Origin of the sequence: Primorskyibacter flagellatus, assembly GCF_014638275.1 — a bacterium.
In the GTDB taxonomy this organism is placed as follows: Bacteria; Pseudomonadota; Alphaproteobacteria; order Rhodobacterales; family Rhodobacteraceae; genus Pseudooceanicola; species Pseudooceanicola flagellatus_A.
The window spans coordinates 2,254,926-2,269,254 of record NZ_BMFJ01000001.1 but is presented as its reverse complement, the minus strand read 5'-3'; the positions used below and the strand labels follow the sequence as shown (position 1 = coordinate 2,269,254).

General features: G+C 67.0%; 17 protein-coding genes. 15 read left to right on the top strand and 2 right to left on the bottom strand.

The window, feature by feature from the left end; translation table 11 throughout:
- Positions 1–10 precede the first annotated feature (10 nt).
- Positions 11–367 (top strand): hypothetical protein, encoded by a 357-nt coding sequence (locus IEV87_RS11245; RefSeq protein ID WP_188477768.1) that lies wholly within the window; start codon positions 11–13, stop codon positions 365–367.
- Between the two features lie 124 nt (positions 368–491).
- On the opposite strand, the gene IEV87_RS11240 is transcribed toward IEV87_RS11245, so the two are convergent.
- Positions 492–695: a DUF1127 domain-containing protein gene (locus IEV87_RS11240; protein ID WP_188477767.1), complete on the bottom strand. Its 204-nt coding sequence runs from the start codon at positions 693–695 to the stop codon at positions 492–494.
- A gap of 332 nt (positions 696–1,027) precedes the next feature.
- Between IEV87_RS11240 and ruvC the strand changes: the two genes are divergently transcribed.
- The 14 genes from ruvC to ftsH all read left to right on the top strand — a co-directional run bounded on the left by ruvC (position 1,028) and on the right by ftsH (position 13,394).
- Complete coding sequence (gene ruvC / locus IEV87_RS11235; protein ID WP_229737536.1) at positions 1,028–1,531, top strand: crossover junction endodeoxyribonuclease RuvC; 504 nt, start codon at positions 1,028–1,030, stop codon at positions 1,529–1,531.
- Complete coding sequence (gene ruvA, locus IEV87_RS11230; protein ID WP_188477765.1) at positions 1,528–2,202, top strand: Holliday junction branch migration protein RuvA; 675 nt, start codon at positions 1,528–1,530, stop codon at positions 2,200–2,202. The genes ruvC and ruvA overlap by 4 nt, the downstream gene beginning before the upstream one ends.
- Positions 2,199–2,585, top strand: coding sequence for a hypothetical protein (locus IEV87_RS11225; protein WP_188477764.1), 387 nt, complete (start codon positions 2,199–2,201; stop codon positions 2,583–2,585). The genes ruvA and IEV87_RS11225 overlap by 4 nt, the downstream gene beginning before the upstream one ends.
- 10 nt (positions 2,586–2,595) lie before the next feature.
- Positions 2,596–3,627, top strand: a complete 1,032-nt coding sequence (gene ruvB, locus IEV87_RS11220) for a Holliday junction branch migration DNA helicase RuvB (RefSeq protein WP_188477763.1) — start codon at positions 2,596–2,598, stop codon at positions 3,625–3,627.
- A 70-nt stretch (positions 3,628–3,697) separates the two neighbouring features.
- A complete protein-coding gene (locus IEV87_RS11215; protein ID WP_308419899.1) occupies positions 3,698–4,345 on the top strand; it encodes a hypothetical protein in 648 nt (215 codons plus the stop codon).
- A 145-nt stretch (positions 4,346–4,490) separates the two neighbouring features.
- The gene (gene ybgC / locus IEV87_RS11210) at positions 4,491–4,880 is read left to right on the top strand and encodes a tol-pal system-associated acyl-CoA thioesterase (RefSeq protein ID WP_188477762.1); all 390 of its coding nucleotides are present in this window, start codon (positions 4,491–4,493) and stop codon (positions 4,878–4,880) included.
- Positions 4,881–5,001: 121 nt separating this feature from the next.
- A complete protein-coding gene (gene tolQ / locus IEV87_RS11205) occupies positions 5,002–5,697 on the top strand; it encodes a protein TolQ (protein WP_188477761.1) in 696 nt (231 codons plus the stop codon).
- A gap of 3 nt (positions 5,698–5,700) precedes the next feature.
- A complete protein-coding gene (tolR, locus tag IEV87_RS11200; protein WP_188477760.1) occupies positions 5,701–6,174 on the top strand; it encodes a protein TolR in 474 nt (157 codons plus the stop codon).
- Positions 6,175–6,184: 10 nt separating this feature from the next.
- The gene (locus IEV87_RS11195; RefSeq protein ID WP_188477759.1) at positions 6,185–7,357 is read left to right on the top strand and encodes an energy transducer TonB; all 1,173 of its coding nucleotides are present in this window, start codon (positions 6,185–6,187) and stop codon (positions 7,355–7,357) included.
- Complete coding sequence (tolB, locus tag IEV87_RS11190) at positions 7,354–8,688, top strand: Tol-Pal system beta propeller repeat protein TolB (RefSeq protein ID WP_188477758.1); 1,335 nt, start codon at positions 7,354–7,356, stop codon at positions 8,686–8,688. The genes IEV87_RS11195 and tolB overlap by 4 nt, the downstream gene beginning before the upstream one ends.
- A 91-nt stretch (positions 8,689–8,779) precedes the next feature.
- A complete protein-coding gene (pal, locus tag IEV87_RS11185) occupies positions 8,780–9,301 on the top strand; it encodes a peptidoglycan-associated lipoprotein Pal (RefSeq protein ID WP_188477757.1) in 522 nt (173 codons plus the stop codon).
- 13 nt (positions 9,302–9,314) lie between these two features.
- Complete coding sequence (locus tag IEV87_RS11180) at positions 9,315–10,157, top strand: tetratricopeptide repeat protein (protein WP_188477756.1); 843 nt, start codon at positions 9,315–9,317, stop codon at positions 10,155–10,157.
- Entirely contained in the window at positions 10,154–11,401 is a 1,248-nt protein-coding gene (tilS, locus tag IEV87_RS11175; RefSeq protein ID WP_188477755.1) for a tRNA lysidine(34) synthetase TilS, read from the top strand. Before IEV87_RS11180 ends, tilS begins: the two co-directional genes overlap by 4 nt.
- Before the next feature lie 79 nt (positions 11,402–11,480).
- Entirely contained in the window at positions 11,481–13,394 is a 1,914-nt protein-coding gene (ftsH, locus tag IEV87_RS11170; RefSeq protein WP_188477754.1) for an ATP-dependent zinc metalloprotease FtsH, read from the top strand.
- A 280-nt stretch (positions 13,395–13,674) separates the two neighbouring features.
- Here ftsH and IEV87_RS11165 read toward each other — a convergent pair whose 3' ends face one another.
- A complete protein-coding gene (locus IEV87_RS11165; RefSeq protein WP_188477753.1) occupies positions 13,675–14,274 on the bottom strand; it encodes a histidine phosphatase family protein in 600 nt (199 codons plus the stop codon).
- Between the last annotated feature and the right edge of the window lie 55 nt (positions 14,275–14,329).

Sequence of the window (14,329 nt, the reverse complement as noted above, 5' to 3'; positions counted from 1 at the left end):
CAGGACGGATATGAAGGACGGGTTCGCGCATTTCGACCGCCGCCTTGCGCGGCTGGACGAGAAGAAGGCCGCGCTCGACGAAGGGCACCGGCTGGAGGTCGATTCCAGTGGCCTGATGAAGCTCACCCCGACCGGGGTGCGCCGCCGCAAGATTGGCAGGATGATCCCGCTGCGCGCGGTGATGATCATGGCCTTCGTGTTGCTGACCTTCAAAGGCTTCCTGCTTTATACGCTTGGCTTCGGGGTCTACGGCGCCAAGCTGGATGCGATGCAGGCCGGCGACGCGATGGACCGCATCGGCGCCTATCTGATGCGTATCGATCCGGTGACCATCCTGGTCTACGACATCATCCGCTTCTTCGCCTGACACCCGTGCAGCCCGGTCCCCGCGCCGGGCATTTGCATCCGCGATCCACCACACGCCGCAAAAGCAAAGACCGCGTCCCTTGCGGGAACGCGGTCCGAACTCATCGCCAGATGTGGAGAGACAGTCAGGAGAGGCTGTCGATCTCCCCGCGCATCAGGCCGATGTCGGCCAGTTCGCGGTCGGTCAGGCTGCCAAGCAGCTTGCGGGTGATGCGACGATCGTTCCAGTCGCGGATGGCGAGGTGGATGTTGGATACGGCACGGCCGAGGTGGCCGTAGACGGAAACGAGGCCGGTGCTGGCCTTGGGGGTCATGTTGTAGACGGACATATGCAGGTCTTTCTCTGGTGATGCGCTAAGTTTTCAAACCGCCCAATATTGGAGCATATGCGCCCATGGAAGCAGCGTTTTTGCATGACGCCCATGCCATGGCTGCATGGCTCGCAGATTTGCCTAAAGCATTGACGGGTGGTTAATTTATAGGCCTCGGCCGAGTCGTTTTTGTGCCTTCTCGGGTCGCAATTCAGCCGCCCGCGCCGGAGCCGCAGTCCGAGGGTCATTTTTCCGCCCTGCGGGGACCGCAGCTTGGCTATTGGCGGATGTTCCCGTTTCGTGCTATCTGTTGCCAAAAGGACAACGCCGCAGGGCAGCGAGGGGGCAGTTTGAAAGTCATCGGCATCGATCCGGGCCTGCGCAGCCTTGGCTGGGGCGTGATCTCCGTCCAGGGCAGCCGAATCAGCCACGTGGCCAATGGCCAGTGCCACGGAACCGGTACCGACATGGCTGACCGCCTGCACGCCCTGCATGTCGCGCTGAGCGCGGTCTTCACCCTGCACGCCCCCGACGCCGCCGCTGTCGAACAGGTCTTCGTCAACTCCAGCGGGGCCAGCACGCTGAAGCTGGGGCAGGCGAGGGGAATCGCGATGCTGGTCCCGGCGCAGCACGGGCTGAGTGTCGGGGAATACGCGCCCAACACCATCAAGAAATCCGTTGTCGGTGTCGGCCATGCGGCGAAGGAGCAGGTGCAGCACATGGTTCGCCTGCAGCTTCCCGGCGTCGACTTCTCGGGCCCCGATGCCGCGGACGCGCTGGCCATCGCGATCTGCCACGCCCATCACCTCGGGTCGGCCGCCGCCTTGTCCCGCGCCGCCGGGGCACGCGCATGATCGGCCGTCTCGCAGGGCGCATCGACATGCGCGGCCCCGATCACGTCCTGATCGACGTGCGCGGCGTCGGTTACATCGTCTTCGTCTCGGACCGAACCCTCGCCGCGCTGCCCCGCGCCGGAGAGGCGGCGGCGCTGTACACCGACCTGATCGTGCGCGAGGACCTGCTTCAGCTCTACGGCTTTCCGACGCTGGTGGAGAAGGAATGGTTCCGCCTGCTGACCTCCGTGCAGGGGGTCGGGGCCAAGGGCGCGCTGGCGATCCTCGGCGCGCTTGGCGCGGACGGGCTGTCGCGCGCGATTGCGCTCGGCGACCAGACCTCCGTCAAGGCGGCCAAGGGGATCGGCCCCAAGACCGCGCAGCGCATCGTGCTGGAACTGAAGGACAAGGCCCCCGCAGTCATGGCCATGGGCGGAACCGCCCCCGCTTCCCCCGCCGACGATGATGCGGTGATCGAGCCGGTGCCCGTCACCCCGGCGGCAAAGGCGACACCGCCCCGTACCTCGGGCGCAGCACAGGCCGAAGCGCTCTCGGCTCTCGCCAACCTCGGCTATTCCCCGTCTGAGGCCGCGACGGCGGTGGCGCAGGCGGCCGGAGACAGCCCCGACGCCGAAACCCCGGCCCTGATCAGGCTGGCGCTCAAGGCGCTTGCACCAAAGGACACGGCATGACGCGATCGGCCCGAACCTGGCAGGTCCTGATTGCCGTTCCCTTCCTGATCCTCGGGGCCTGGGCGCTGCTCTGTCCCACGTCGGTGCAGTGGGTCGCCTTCCGCCCCGAGGTCCGGCTGGACGATCGCATCCTCAGTGTCGCGCTCGGCGCGTTCGGCGCTCAGGCCGTGCTCTGCTCCATCTTCATCCTGACCTCCCGGTTCACGCGGTGGAGCTTTCTGGCTTACGGGCTCGCCCTGCTGCCCTTCTTCGTATTCAACTACTGGTTCCTTTACGTCGAACCGCTGTTTTCGGCCGGGATGGCGATCGACTTCGTTGCCAACCTCGCCATGCTCGGTTTCTGCGTGATGGGATGGCGCGCCGCTCGTGCCGAAGGACTATAGTCGCGCTGATATGAGCTCCGATCCCACCCTCCGCCCCGACCGCCTGCCCGAGGACGCCGACGATACCCGCGCGCTGCGTCCGCAGACGCTCGACGACTTCATCGGCCAGCAGGAGGCGCGCGCGAACCTGAAGGTCTTCATCCAGTCCGCCCGGCAGCGGGGAGAGGCGATGGATCACACGCTCTTCCACGGTCCCCCCGGACTCGGCAAGACCACGCTGGCGCAGATCATGGCGCGCGAGCTTGGCGTGAATTTCCGCATGACCTCCGGCCCCGTGCTGGCCAAGGCGGGCGACCTTGCCGCCATTCTGACCAACCTCGAAGCCCGCGACGTTCTCTTCATCGACGAGATTCACCGCCTGAACCCGGCGGTGGAAGAGGTGCTCTATCCCGCGCTCGAGGACTTCGAACTCGACCTCGTCATCGGCGAAGGTCCCGCCGCGCGCACCGTGCGCATCGAACTTCAGCCCTTCACGCTGGTTGGTGCGACCACGCGGCTCGGCCTCCTGACCACGCCGCTGAGGGACCGTTTCGGAATCCCGACCCGGCTTCAGTTCTACACGGAGGACGAACTGCACGAGATCGTCACCCGCAACGCCCGCAAGATGGGTGCCCCCGCCGACCCCGATGGCGCGCGCGAGATCGCGCGGCGGGCAAGGGGCACCCCCCGCATCGCCGGCCGCCTGCTGCGCCGTGTCGTCGACTTCGCGGTGGTGGAGGGGGACGGCACCATCACCCGCGCACTGGCCGACAGCTCTCTCACCCGGCTCGGCGTCGATCACCTGGGCCTGGACGGCGCGGACCGGCGCTATCTGAAGATGATTGGTGAGGATTACCAGGGCGGCCCCGTCGGCATCGAAACCCTCTGCGCCGCGCTGTCGGAAAGCCGCGACGCGGTGGAAGAGGTGATCGAACCCTACCTCCTGCAGCAGGCCCTGATCCAGCGCACCCCGCGGGGTCGGATGCTTGCGGCAAAGGGCTGGCGGCACATCGGGCTGGAACCGCCGCGGGCAGCAGGGCAGGGAACGCTGTTCGACGGCTGATCCCGGTTTCGCTTGCGCGCATCGTCACAGCGGGCAAAAGTCCGGGGACCCGCAGGAACCGGACCGCCCGATGACCGTCATGTCCCCGCCCGAACCCGAGGAAATCGCACGCTTCTTCACCCGTGACGATGGCAGCTACCATTTCGCCAGATGGGGCCGCCCGATCGTGCCGGTGATCTTCGGCGTCGAGGAACAGAGCCTCCCCCCGCTCAAGGGCGCGATCGAGGCTGTGGTGATGGCCGCCGGTCACCAGATGGCCGAGGTTGATCCGGAGCTGGGCACCAATCTCATGATCTTCTTCCTGAAGGACTGGGAGGAGCTGACGGGGCTCGATAACCTGGACCGGATGCTGCCCGAACTCGGTGCGCTGGTCCCCCGACTGATCGCGGCGCAGGCGACCCAGTACAGGCTGTTCCGCTTCGACGAGGGCGGGGCGATCCGCGCGGCCTTCGTCTTCCTGCGCCTCACCGCCGAGAGCGCCCGCCTGCCGGCCGAGGAGATCGGTCTGGAACAGGCCGCAAAGATGCTGCTCGACTGGGGTCCGCACGCCTTCGCCACCCGTTCGCCCCTGATCCGGGGCAGCGACGCGGTGGCGCGGCTGCACCCGAACACGGCGGGGCTGCTGCAATCGGCCTATGATCCGGTTATGCCGGAAAGTGCGACGGACCCGGTGCATGCGCTCCGGCTGTTCGCGCGGATGTCGCGGATGGAGGGGTAGGAAGATCGTGAATAACCCTACGGATGATAAATCCCGCCCGCCGGCACGTCGGATCGTGCCGACTGTTTGCCCGGTAATTGCATCACGCTTGGCGGCGTAACCCCAGGACACCCCCCCCCAGAACACCCCCCGGAAGGCCCCCCGCATGACTCACCGCTTCACCCTGCGCGTCTACTATGAGGACACCGACCTTGCCGGGATCGTCTACTACGCCAACTACCTCCGCTTCATCGAACGGGCCCGAAGCGAATGGATCCGAACCCTCGGCATCGACCAGCGGCGGATGAAAGAGGACACCGGCGTGGTCTTTGCCGTCCGCCGGATCGAGGCCGACTACCTCCACCCCGCGCATTACGATGACGAACTCGAGGTGCTCACCTCCACCGAAGCCGTCACCGGCGCGCGCATCATGCTGAAACAGGACGTCATGCGGGGCGGGGAGACGCTCTTCACCGCCCATGTCACCGTTGTCGCCATAAACGAAACCGGCCATCCCGCCCGGCTCCCGGCGAATATCCGCCTGCTGATGCATTAATGCCCTGATGTAACGTGCGCTCGCGCCAATGTGTTGGCGATCCCGCTTGAGATCCGGTATGTAACGGGTCAACGAGGCCGCAAAGAACGGCCCGATAGATTGTTTCTGACGAGCAGGCGGAATGGAAAGCGAAACCCTGGCCCTCGCGCAACACGCGGATTTTTCCATGTGGGCGCTATTTGCACGTGCAACCTTCACCGTGAAGCTGGTGATGCTGATGCTGATCGCCGCGTCCTTCTGGTCGTGGTCGATCATCATCCAGAAGATCATCACCTACCGCGCAGCGCGCGGTGAGGCGAACACCTTCGACCGCGCCTTCTGGTCCGGTGAGCCGCTGGACGAATTCTACGAACAGATCGGGCCGAACCCGCCCGGACGCGCGCATCGCGTCTTTGCCTCCGGGATGACCGAATGGCACCGTTCGCAGCGCGAGGACGGCCAGATGATCGCCGGCGCCCAGGCCCGCATCGACCGCTCCATGGACGTCGCCATCGCGAAAGAGGCCGAGGGGCTGCAATCCGGCCTGCCGGTGCTGGCCACCGTAGGCTCCACTGCGCCCTTTGTCGGGCTGTTCGGGACGGTCTGGGGGATCATGCACGCCTTCATCGGCATCGCGGAAAGCCAGAACACCTCCCTCGCCGTCGTCGCGCCTGGCATCGCGGAGGCGCTTCTCGCCACCGCGCTCGGTCTTGTCGCGGCGATCCCGGCGGTGATCTTCTACAACAAGCTCTCCACCGATGCGGACCGTCTGGTCGGCAGCTACGAGGCCTTTGCCGACGAATTCTCAACCATCCTCTCGCGCCAGCTGGACGCCTGACGAATGGGCGCTGGCGTCATTGGTAAGCAGGGCGGCGGGGGCCGCAGGGGGCGTCGCCACGGCGGCCGCGCCCGCCCCATGGCCGAAATCAACGTCACGCCCTTCGTGGACGTGATGCTGGTGCTGCTCATCATCTTCATGGTCGCCGCGCCGCTCATGGTCGTCGGCGTGCCGGTCAAGCTGCCCGAAACCGCCGCCAACGCCCTGCCGACCGAACAGCAGGAACCGCTGACCGTTACCGTTACCGCGGATGGCGGCATCATGATCCAGACCACCGAAACCGCCCGTGACGACCTGATCCCCAAGCTTCAGGCCATAGCCGCCGAGCGTGAGGGCGACCGCATCTATCTGCGCGCCGACGGCTCCGTCCCCTACGATCAGGTCATGCACGTCATGGGCGCGCTCAACAAGGGCGGGTTCAAGAACATCGGGCTGGTGACGGACCCCGGCGGACCCTCTCTGGGCGGCGGGAACTGACCGTTTAGCGATGCACACGGGGCACATCATATCGGGGGCAGGTCACGCGGCCTTCTTCCTCTGGGCGCTGTTCGGCAGTTTCTCCATGCCCGACGAACCGACGGTCGAAGTCACCGACGTCGCCCTCGTCTCGCCCGAGGAATTCGCCGCGCTGACCCCGGCCGAGGTACCGCCGGGAGCCACGACCGAGGTCTCGGATCTGCCGCAGCCCGCGCCTGCCGAAGCCACGCCCGAAACCCCCGCCGCCGACACGCCCCCCGAACAGGCGCAGCCCGAGGTGACGGAGGCCCCGGCCACCGAACCCGCGCCCGAAGCGCCCGACCTGACCACGCCACAGGCCGAGGTCGCCGATGCCGCGCCCGAAATCACGCCGCCGGCCGAGAACACGACCGAGGACACAGCCGTCCTCCTTCCCGACACGCCCGCCGAGGCGCCGCGCAATATCCCGCGCGTTGCGCCCCGCCCGGTGATGCGCCCGAACCCGGACACGTCGGTTGCCGAAACCCCGCAGGCCCCGACCGCCCCCGCCGAACAGGCGGAAGAAGTGAAACCGGCCGAGGAGGAGAAGGCCCCCGAGGAAGCGACCACCCGTATCGTGACCGAGGCCGACGACAAGGGCGATGGTCCGCCGAAATCATCCAAGCGCCCGCCCTCCGCCCGCCCGGTCCAGACGGCGGCGGTCGAGCCGAAGCCGGAACCCAAACCCGAACCGAAGTCCGCAGAGAAGCCGGCAGAGAAGCCCGCAGAGAAGCCTGCGCCCAAGCCGGCCGACCAGAAGGATGCCGTCGCCGACGCGCTGGCGAAGGCGCTGGCCGGGGGGTCTTCGCAGACCACCGAACCGCCCGCCGGCGTCGAGGGCCCGCCCATGACCAGCGGAGAGAAGGAGGCGCTGCGCGTCGCCGTCTCCGCCTGCTGGAACACCGGCAGCCTGTCCACCGACGCGCTTCGCACTACTGTCGTGGTGTCCGTGGCAATGTCGGAGGACGGCCGCCCGAAAAACGAGACGATCGAGATGGTCGGATCGTCCGGCGGCTCCGGCGAGGCCGCCCGCCAGGCGTTCGAAGCTGCGCGCCGGGCCATTATCCGCTGCGGCGCCAACGGCTTCGGCCTGCCGGTCGACAAGTACGACACATGGCGCGAAATTGAGATGACGTTCAACCCGGAGAAGATGCGCATCAAATGACGACACATCTGACCAGACTGCTGACCCTGCTTGCCGCCCTGCCGGTGCTCTCCGCCACCCTCCCCGAAGAGGCGCGGGCCGAACCCCTGCGGATCGAGATTACCGAAGGCGTGATAGAACCCCTGCCGTTCGCGGTCCCCACTTTCGTGCCCGAAGGCGGCGCGGCCGCCGACATGGCCAACCAGATCACCCGCGTCGTGTCCGAGGACCTGACCGGCACCGGCCTGTTCCGTGAAATCCCGGCCTCTGCCCATATCGCGAAGATCACCAGCTTCTCCTCTCCGGTGCAGTATGCCGACTGGAAGGCGATCAACGCGCAGGCGCTGATTACCGGCGCGGTGTCGGTCAACGGCCAGCAGATCACCGTGAAGTTCCGCCTCTACGACGTCTTCTCGGGGGCCGAGATGGGCGACGGGCTCCAGTTCTCTGGCACCACGGCGGGCTGGCGGCGCATGGCGCACAAGGTCGCCGACGCGGTCTATTCCCGCATCACCGGCGAAGGACCGTATTTCGACAGCCGCGTCGTCTACGTGTCCGAAAACGGGCCGAAGAACGACCGCAAGAAACGTCTCGCCATCATGGATTACGACGGAGCGAACACGCAGTACCTGACCGACAGTTCTTCCATCGTTCTGGCACCGCGCTTCTCCCCGACCGGCGACCGGGTGCTCTACACCAGTTACGAGACCGGGTTCCCGAAGATCTACGTGCTCGACGTCGCTTCGGTCGGGCGGCGCACGCTGGCGACGCCGCAGGGCACCATGTCCTTCGCGCCCCGCTTCGCGCCGAACGGGCAGACGGTGGTCTATTCGCTCGAACAGGGCGGCAACACCGACATCTACTCGATGGACATCAACTCCGGCCAGTCGGTGCGCCTGACCAATACGCCGTCGATCGAAACCGCGCCAAGCTTCTCCCCGGACGGATCGCGCATCGTCTTCGAATCCGACCGCTCCGGCACGCAGCAGCTCTACGTGATGCCCGCGGGCGGGGGCGAACCGACCCGCATCAGCTTTGGCCAGGGCCGCTACGGCACCCCCGTCTGGTCCCCGCGCGGCGACCTCGTCGCCTTCACCAAACAAAGCAAGGGCCGCTTCCACATCGGCGTCATGCGTCTGGACGGGTCCGAGGAGCGGCTTCTCACCGCCTCCTTCCTCGACGAAGGGCCGACCTGGGCGCCGAACGGCCGCGTCATCATGTTCACCCGCGAAAGCCAGGGCGAACAGGGGGCGGCGTCGCTTTATTCCGTCGATATTTCTGGCCGCAACCTCAAGAAGGTGCGGACCGAGGGATCGGCATCCGACCCGTCGTGGTCGCCGCTCCAGAAATAACCGCCTGCCAAATCCGGCCCCCATTAGGGCCAGTTCCCCCCACGTCTGACACATGATATTGTGCAGCTAACCAAAGACCACGAGGCACGAGATGAAACACACGAAACGCGCGGCGCTGACGCTGATGGCCATTCTGGCCCTCTCCGCCTGCTCGCAGAAGGAAAAGTTCGACAACGACGTCGCGCTCGGTGGCGCCAACGGCGGCCTGAACGGGTCGATCCAGCCCGGTTCCGCCAGCGACCCGACCTCTCCGCTGTACTTCCAGCAGAGCGTCGGCGACCGCGTGCTCTTTGCCGTCGACCAGTCCACCCTGTCGGACGAGGCCCGCGTCGTGCTGGCCGGTCAGGCGCAGTGGCTGAACACCAACGCCGACTACACCGCTGTGATCGAAGGCCACGCCGACGAACAGGGCACGCGCGAATACAACCTCGCGCTCGGCGCCCGCCGTGCCAACGCGGTCCGCGAATTCCTGATCACGCAGGGCGTGTCGGGCGCGCGGCTCAAGACCGTGACCTACGGCAAGGAACGCCCGATCGAGATCTGCTCGGTCGAATCCTGCTATGCCAAGAACCGCCGCGCCGTGACCGTGCTGGCCGCAGGCGCCATCAGCTGAACGGAGTCTCCTGATGCGGATCCTCATCGCCTCGGCCCTGATTGCCCTGCTGCCCTTCGGGGCCAACGCGCAGTCGCGTGAACAGACCCTTGCCGACATCCGGCAGGAGCTGACCGTGCTGAACGTCGAAATCCAGAAGCTCAAGCGCGAGCTGTCGACCACCCGCACCGCCTCGGGCGCGACCATCGGCGGGTCGGTTCTGGAACGCATGGACCAGCTGGAGGCCGAGGCCGTGCGCCTCACCTCCAAGACCGAGGAGCTGGAATTCCGCATCAACTCCGTCGTCAAGGACGGCACCAACCGGATCGGGGACCTTGAGTTCCGGCTGGTGGAGCTTGAGGGCGGCGACGTTTCCAAGCTGGGTCAGACCTCCACCCTCGGCGGCGGCGAAATGCCCGCCGCCGGGACCACCCCCGCGCCTGCCGGCGCCATCGGCACCACGACCGACACCGCGCCTGCGGGGGCGGAAATGGCGATGGCCGAAAAGGCCGACTTCGACGCGGCAGAGGCCAAGCTGGCCGCGGGAACCCATGCGGAGGCCTTGGCCGCCTACGAGAAGTTCCTGCTGACCTACCCCGGCTCCCCGATGCAGGCGCAGGCCGAACTCGGCAAGGGCAAGGCGCTGGAGGCGCAGGGGGAGATCACCCAGGCCGCCCGTGCCTATCTCTCCGCCTTCTCGACCGCGCCGGAAGGTCCCGCCGCTCCGGACGCGCTGTTCCGACTGGGTCGCGGGCTCGGCCAGCTGGGGCAGGGGCCCGAAGCCTGCACGACGCTGAAAGAGGTCTCCGTCCGTTTCCCGACCGCCGCCGTCGTGGGTGAAGCAAACGCCGAACTCTCCCGTCTGGGCTGCTCATGACCCTCACCGACGCCGCCGCGCGTGATGCGGTGGCTTCGGCCCTTGCCGCCCCGCCCGCGCGCCTTGGCGTCGCGGTCTCGGGCGGCAGCGACAGCCTTGCGCTTCTGCACATCCTGCATGACTGGGCCACCGGCACCGGCACTGCGCTGTATGTCGTCACCGTGAACCACGGTCTGCGCCCCGAAGCGGCGGAAGAGGCGGAAATGGTCCGCCGGGTCGCCAATGATCTGGGTCACGACCATACCATTCTGACCTGGCACTGGGACGGCACCGGCAACCTGCCCGATCGCGCCCGCCGCGCCCGCTATGCGCTGATGGCCGACTGGGCCGCCGCCGGTGACATCCCCGAAATCGCCCTCGGCCACACCGCCGACGACCTGGCCGAAACCCTGCTGATGCGGCTGGCGCGCGGGGCGGGGGTGGATGGGCTTGCCGCGATGAATGCGCGGCGCAGGCAGGGGCAGGTGACGTTCCTCCGCCCCCTGCTGTCGCTGCGCCGCCCGGACCTGCGCGCCCTGCTGACCCGGCGCGGCGTGACCTGGGCCGACGACCCCAGCAACGACGACCCGCAGTATGACCGCGCCCGTGCCCGTGCTGCGCTTACGGCGCTGGAGCCGCTTGGCCTGACGGTGGAGTCGCTGGCCACCTCCGCCCGCAACCTCGCCCGCGCCCGCGATACGCTGTCTGCCGCCGCCGCCGCGCAGGTCGCCGGAATGGTCCGCGCGGAGGCCGGAGATCTGGTCATCCCGGCAGACCAATTCGCGGCCCTGCCCGCCGAAACCCGCCGCCGCGCCCTTCTGGCCGCGATCAGATGGGTTGCGGGCGGCGACTACCCGCCGCGCGGTGCCGCCATGCTGCGCCTGATGGACGCAGTGGCGGCGGGGAAGCCCATGGCGCTCTCCGGTTGCCTGTTCGCCACCGCGCGCGGAGAGCTGCGGATCGGCCGCGAACCCGCCGCCGTGGCTGGGCTTGTCTGCCCGCCGGGAACGGACTGGGATGACCGGTGGCGTCTGGAAGGACCGGAAATCAAAGGCCTGAGCATCCGCGCCACCGGCGAATCCGGCCTCGCGCTCTGCACTGACTGGCGAGAGACGAGCCTGCCGAGGACCACGCTTCTCGCCGCGCCCGCCGTCTGGAAGGGGGACACTCTGGTCGCCGCCCCGCTCGCCGGACGCCCCGAAGGCTGGTCCGCCACGTGTTTACGAAACGTTAAACAATACCTGTCATGCTTCAGTGCTCATTGAACGCGCGGCCATGAACCTTATTTTAGTTTCCGAAGCGGTGTGATAGGCCCGCCCTATCCCCAATCTGGAGGAGATTTCCTTGGGCAACGCGAGACAATTCGCCTTCTGGGTCGTTCTGCTGCTGCTGATCGTGGCACTGTTCAACCTGTTCAGTGGGTCCGGCAACACCCTGCAAAGCCGGGAAATCCCCTATTCCGAATTCGTCCGCAGCGTCGAAGCCGGCGATGTGAGCACCGTCACCCTTGACGGTGAGCAGGTGCGTTATCGCGGCAAGGACGGCAAGGACTACGTGACCATCCGCCCCGACGACGCGGAAATCACCGACATGCTGATCCGCAACGACATCCCCGTCAGCGCGAAAAGCCAGGAGGAGTCGGGCTTCCAGTCCTTCGTGATCTCACTCCTGCCCATCCTGCTGCTGATCGGCGTCTGGATCTATTTCATGAACCGCATGCAGGGCGGCGGGAAGGGCGGGGCCATGGGCTTTGGCAAGTCCCGCGCCAAGCTGCTGACCGAAAAGCACGGCCGCGTGACCTTCGACGACGTCGCGGGCATCGACGAGGCCAAGGAAGAGCTGGAGGAGATCGTCGAATTCCTGCGCAACCCGCAGAAATTCTCGCGCCTTGGCGGCAAGATCCCGAAAGGCGCGCTGCTGGTCGGCCCTCCGGGCACCGGTAAGACGCTGCTGGCCCGCGCCATCGCGGGTGAGGCGGGCGTGCCCTTCTTCACCATCTCCGGTTCCGACTTCGTGGAAATGTTCGTCGGTGTCGGCGCGTCCCGCGTGCGTGACATGTTCGAACAGGCCAAGAAGAACGCGCCTTGTATCGTCTTCATCGACGAAATCGACGCCGTCGGACGCCACCGTGGCGCAGGCTATGGCGGCGGCAACGACGAACGCGAACAGACCCTCAACCAGCTGCTGGTCGAGATGGACGGGTTCGAAGCGAACGAGGGCGTCATCATCCTCGCCGCCACCAACCGCCGCGACGTTCTCGACCCCGCGCTGCTGCGCCCCGGTCGTTTCGACCGTCAGGTCACGGTGCCGAACCCGGACATCAAGGGGCGCGAGAAGATCCTTTCCGTCCACGCCCGCAAGACCCCGCTTGGTCCGGACGTCGATCTCCGCATCATCGCGCGCGGCACCCCCGGATTCTCGGGTGCGGACCTGGCGAACCTCGTGAACGAGGCCGCGCTGATGGCTGCCCGCGTCGGCCGCCGCTTCGTGACGATGGTCGATTTCGAAAGCGCCAAGGACAAGGTGATGATGGGGGCGGAGCGCCGCTCCATGGTCCTCACCCCCGATCAGAAGGAAAAGACCGCCTATCACGAGGCCGGACACGCCGTTGTCGGTCTGACGCTGCCGAAGTGCGATCCCGTGTACAAGGCGACGATCATCCCGCGCGGCGGCGCGCTTGGCATGGTCGTCTCCCTGCCCGAGATCGACCGCCTGAACTGGCACAAGTCGGAATGCGAACAGAAGCTGGCCATGACCATGGCGGGCAAGGCGGCCGAGATCATGAAGTACGGCGACGGTGAGGTCTCCAACGGCCCCGCCGGCGACATCCAGCAGGCCTCCGCTCTCGCGCGCGCCATGGTGCTGAGATGGGGCATGTCCGACAAGGTCGGCAACGTCGATTACGAACAGGCGCATGAGGGCTACAACGGCAACGGCGCCGGCGGCTTCTCGATCTCCGCTCACACCAAGGAGCTGATCGAGGAAGAGGTGAAGCGCATGATCGACGACGCCTACAAGCACGCCTACCAGATCCTCACCGACCACAAGGAGGAGTGGGAGCGTCTGGCACAGGGCCTTCTCGAGTATGAGACCCTGACCGGCGACGAGATCAAGCGCGTCATGAACGGCGAGCCGCCGCAGAGCCAGGACGAGGACTCAGGCTCCGACACCGGCTCCGCGCCTTCGGTGACCTCGATCCCCAAGACCAAGCCGCGCGCCAAGCCCTCGGGCGGGATGGAGCCTGAACCGACGGCGTAGCCCGCCACCGGCAGGAAGACAGGAAACCCGGATCGCGGAATGGCGGCCCGGGTTTTTCGTCTGAGGTAAAGCCAGTGGAAAGCCGTGCAGGCGCCGGACCGGGGGCGGCGCTGCTGTCCGGAGAGTGATGCGCTTTATGGCGGACAGGTACGTCTTCCTCCGGGAACAGGCACTTATGTCGAAAAAGCGCGGGCCTTCGGGGCCGGTCCGGCAATGGCCCGGCGGGGCTGATACCACCATGATTCCGTGCCGGGAGGGGGGCACCCAGACGGCCCCCGTATTAGCCCGTCTTGCCGGGCGGCGAGAGCGTCTCCATCGCCTGCCATCCTGATTCCGGTATCCGTCCCTGCAGCGGGAAACCATACCAGCACCCGCCGCCCGGCAACTGGTCATGCGACCGGCTGATCGGCTGCCCAGAGAGCGCGCACCACAAGAGCGTTCCGACCGCGCCATGCCCGACCAGCAGCACGTCGCCATCGAGCGGGCCGGAGAGCACCGCTTCCACCTCTGCGACGATCCGGGCCTGCGCTGCGCGCGCGGTTTCCCAGCCCCGGACGCTCATGTCCGGACTGCCGAAGAACGCGTCCGCCATCGCCTCGAACTCCGCCGGGGGCAGGAAACCGGTCGCGCTGCGGTCATTCTCGTGCATGGCCTCCCGCTGGACCACCGGCAGGCCGAGCGCCCGTGCCAGCGGCTCTGCCGTCTCCACCGCCTTGACCTCGGCGCTGCTGATGACGTGGCGGGTGCCGCGCAGCGCGCCGGACCCCGCCAGCGCCCGCACCCGCGCCGCCCCGATCGCCGACAGCGACCAGAGCGGCACCGGAACCGCCGGATCGACCGCCACCTGGGGGTGGGTGAGATATCGCACCTTGATCGCCATGGCACGAGACTAGATCGCAATTGCGAAGGCTGTACAACGGTTCCTGAAAAGCGCA

Bases quoted from the DNA above. Each gene is read 5' to 3' on its own strand.
- IEV87_RS11245 (WP_188477768.1), top strand. From the start codon at position 11: ATGAAGGACGGGTTCGCGCATTTCGACCGCCGCCTTGCGCGGCTGGAC.
- IEV87_RS11240 (WP_188477767.1), bottom strand. From the start codon at position 695: ATGTCCGTCTACAACATGACCCCCAAGGCCAGCACCGGCCTCGTTTCC.
- ruvA (WP_188477765.1), top strand. From the start codon at position 1,528: ATGATCGGCCGTCTCGCAGGGCGCATCGACATGCGCGGCCCCGATCAC.
- IEV87_RS11225 (WP_188477764.1), top strand. From the start codon at position 2,199: ATGACGCGATCGGCCCGAACCTGGCAGGTCCTGATTGCCGTTCCCTTC.
- ruvB (WP_188477763.1), top strand. From the start codon at position 2,596: ATGAGCTCCGATCCCACCCTCCGCCCCGACCGCCTGCCCGAGGACGCC.
- IEV87_RS11215 (WP_308419899.1), top strand. From the start codon at position 3,698: ATGACCGTCATGTCCCCGCCCGAACCCGAGGAAATCGCACGCTTCTTC.
- ybgC (WP_188477762.1), top strand. From the start codon at position 4,491: ATGACTCACCGCTTCACCCTGCGCGTCTACTATGAGGACACCGACCTT.
- tolQ (WP_188477761.1), top strand. From the start codon at position 5,002: ATGGAAAGCGAAACCCTGGCCCTCGCGCAACACGCGGATTTTTCCATG.
- tolR (WP_188477760.1), top strand. From the start codon at position 5,701: ATGGGCGCTGGCGTCATTGGTAAGCAGGGCGGCGGGGGCCGCAGGGGG.
- IEV87_RS11195 (WP_188477759.1), top strand. From the start codon at position 6,185: ATGCACACGGGGCACATCATATCGGGGGCAGGTCACGCGGCCTTCTTC.
- tolB (WP_188477758.1), top strand. From the start codon at position 7,354: ATGACGACACATCTGACCAGACTGCTGACCCTGCTTGCCGCCCTGCCG.
- pal (WP_188477757.1), top strand. From the start codon at position 8,780: ATGAAACACACGAAACGCGCGGCGCTGACGCTGATGGCCATTCTGGCC.
- IEV87_RS11180 (WP_188477756.1), top strand. From the start codon at position 9,315: ATGCGGATCCTCATCGCCTCGGCCCTGATTGCCCTGCTGCCCTTCGGG.
- tilS (WP_188477755.1), top strand. From the start codon at position 10,154: ATGACCCTCACCGACGCCGCCGCGCGTGATGCGGTGGCTTCGGCCCTT.
- IEV87_RS11165 (WP_188477753.1), bottom strand. From the start codon at position 14,274: ATGGCGATCAAGGTGCGATATCTCACCCACCCCCAGGTGGCGGTCGAT.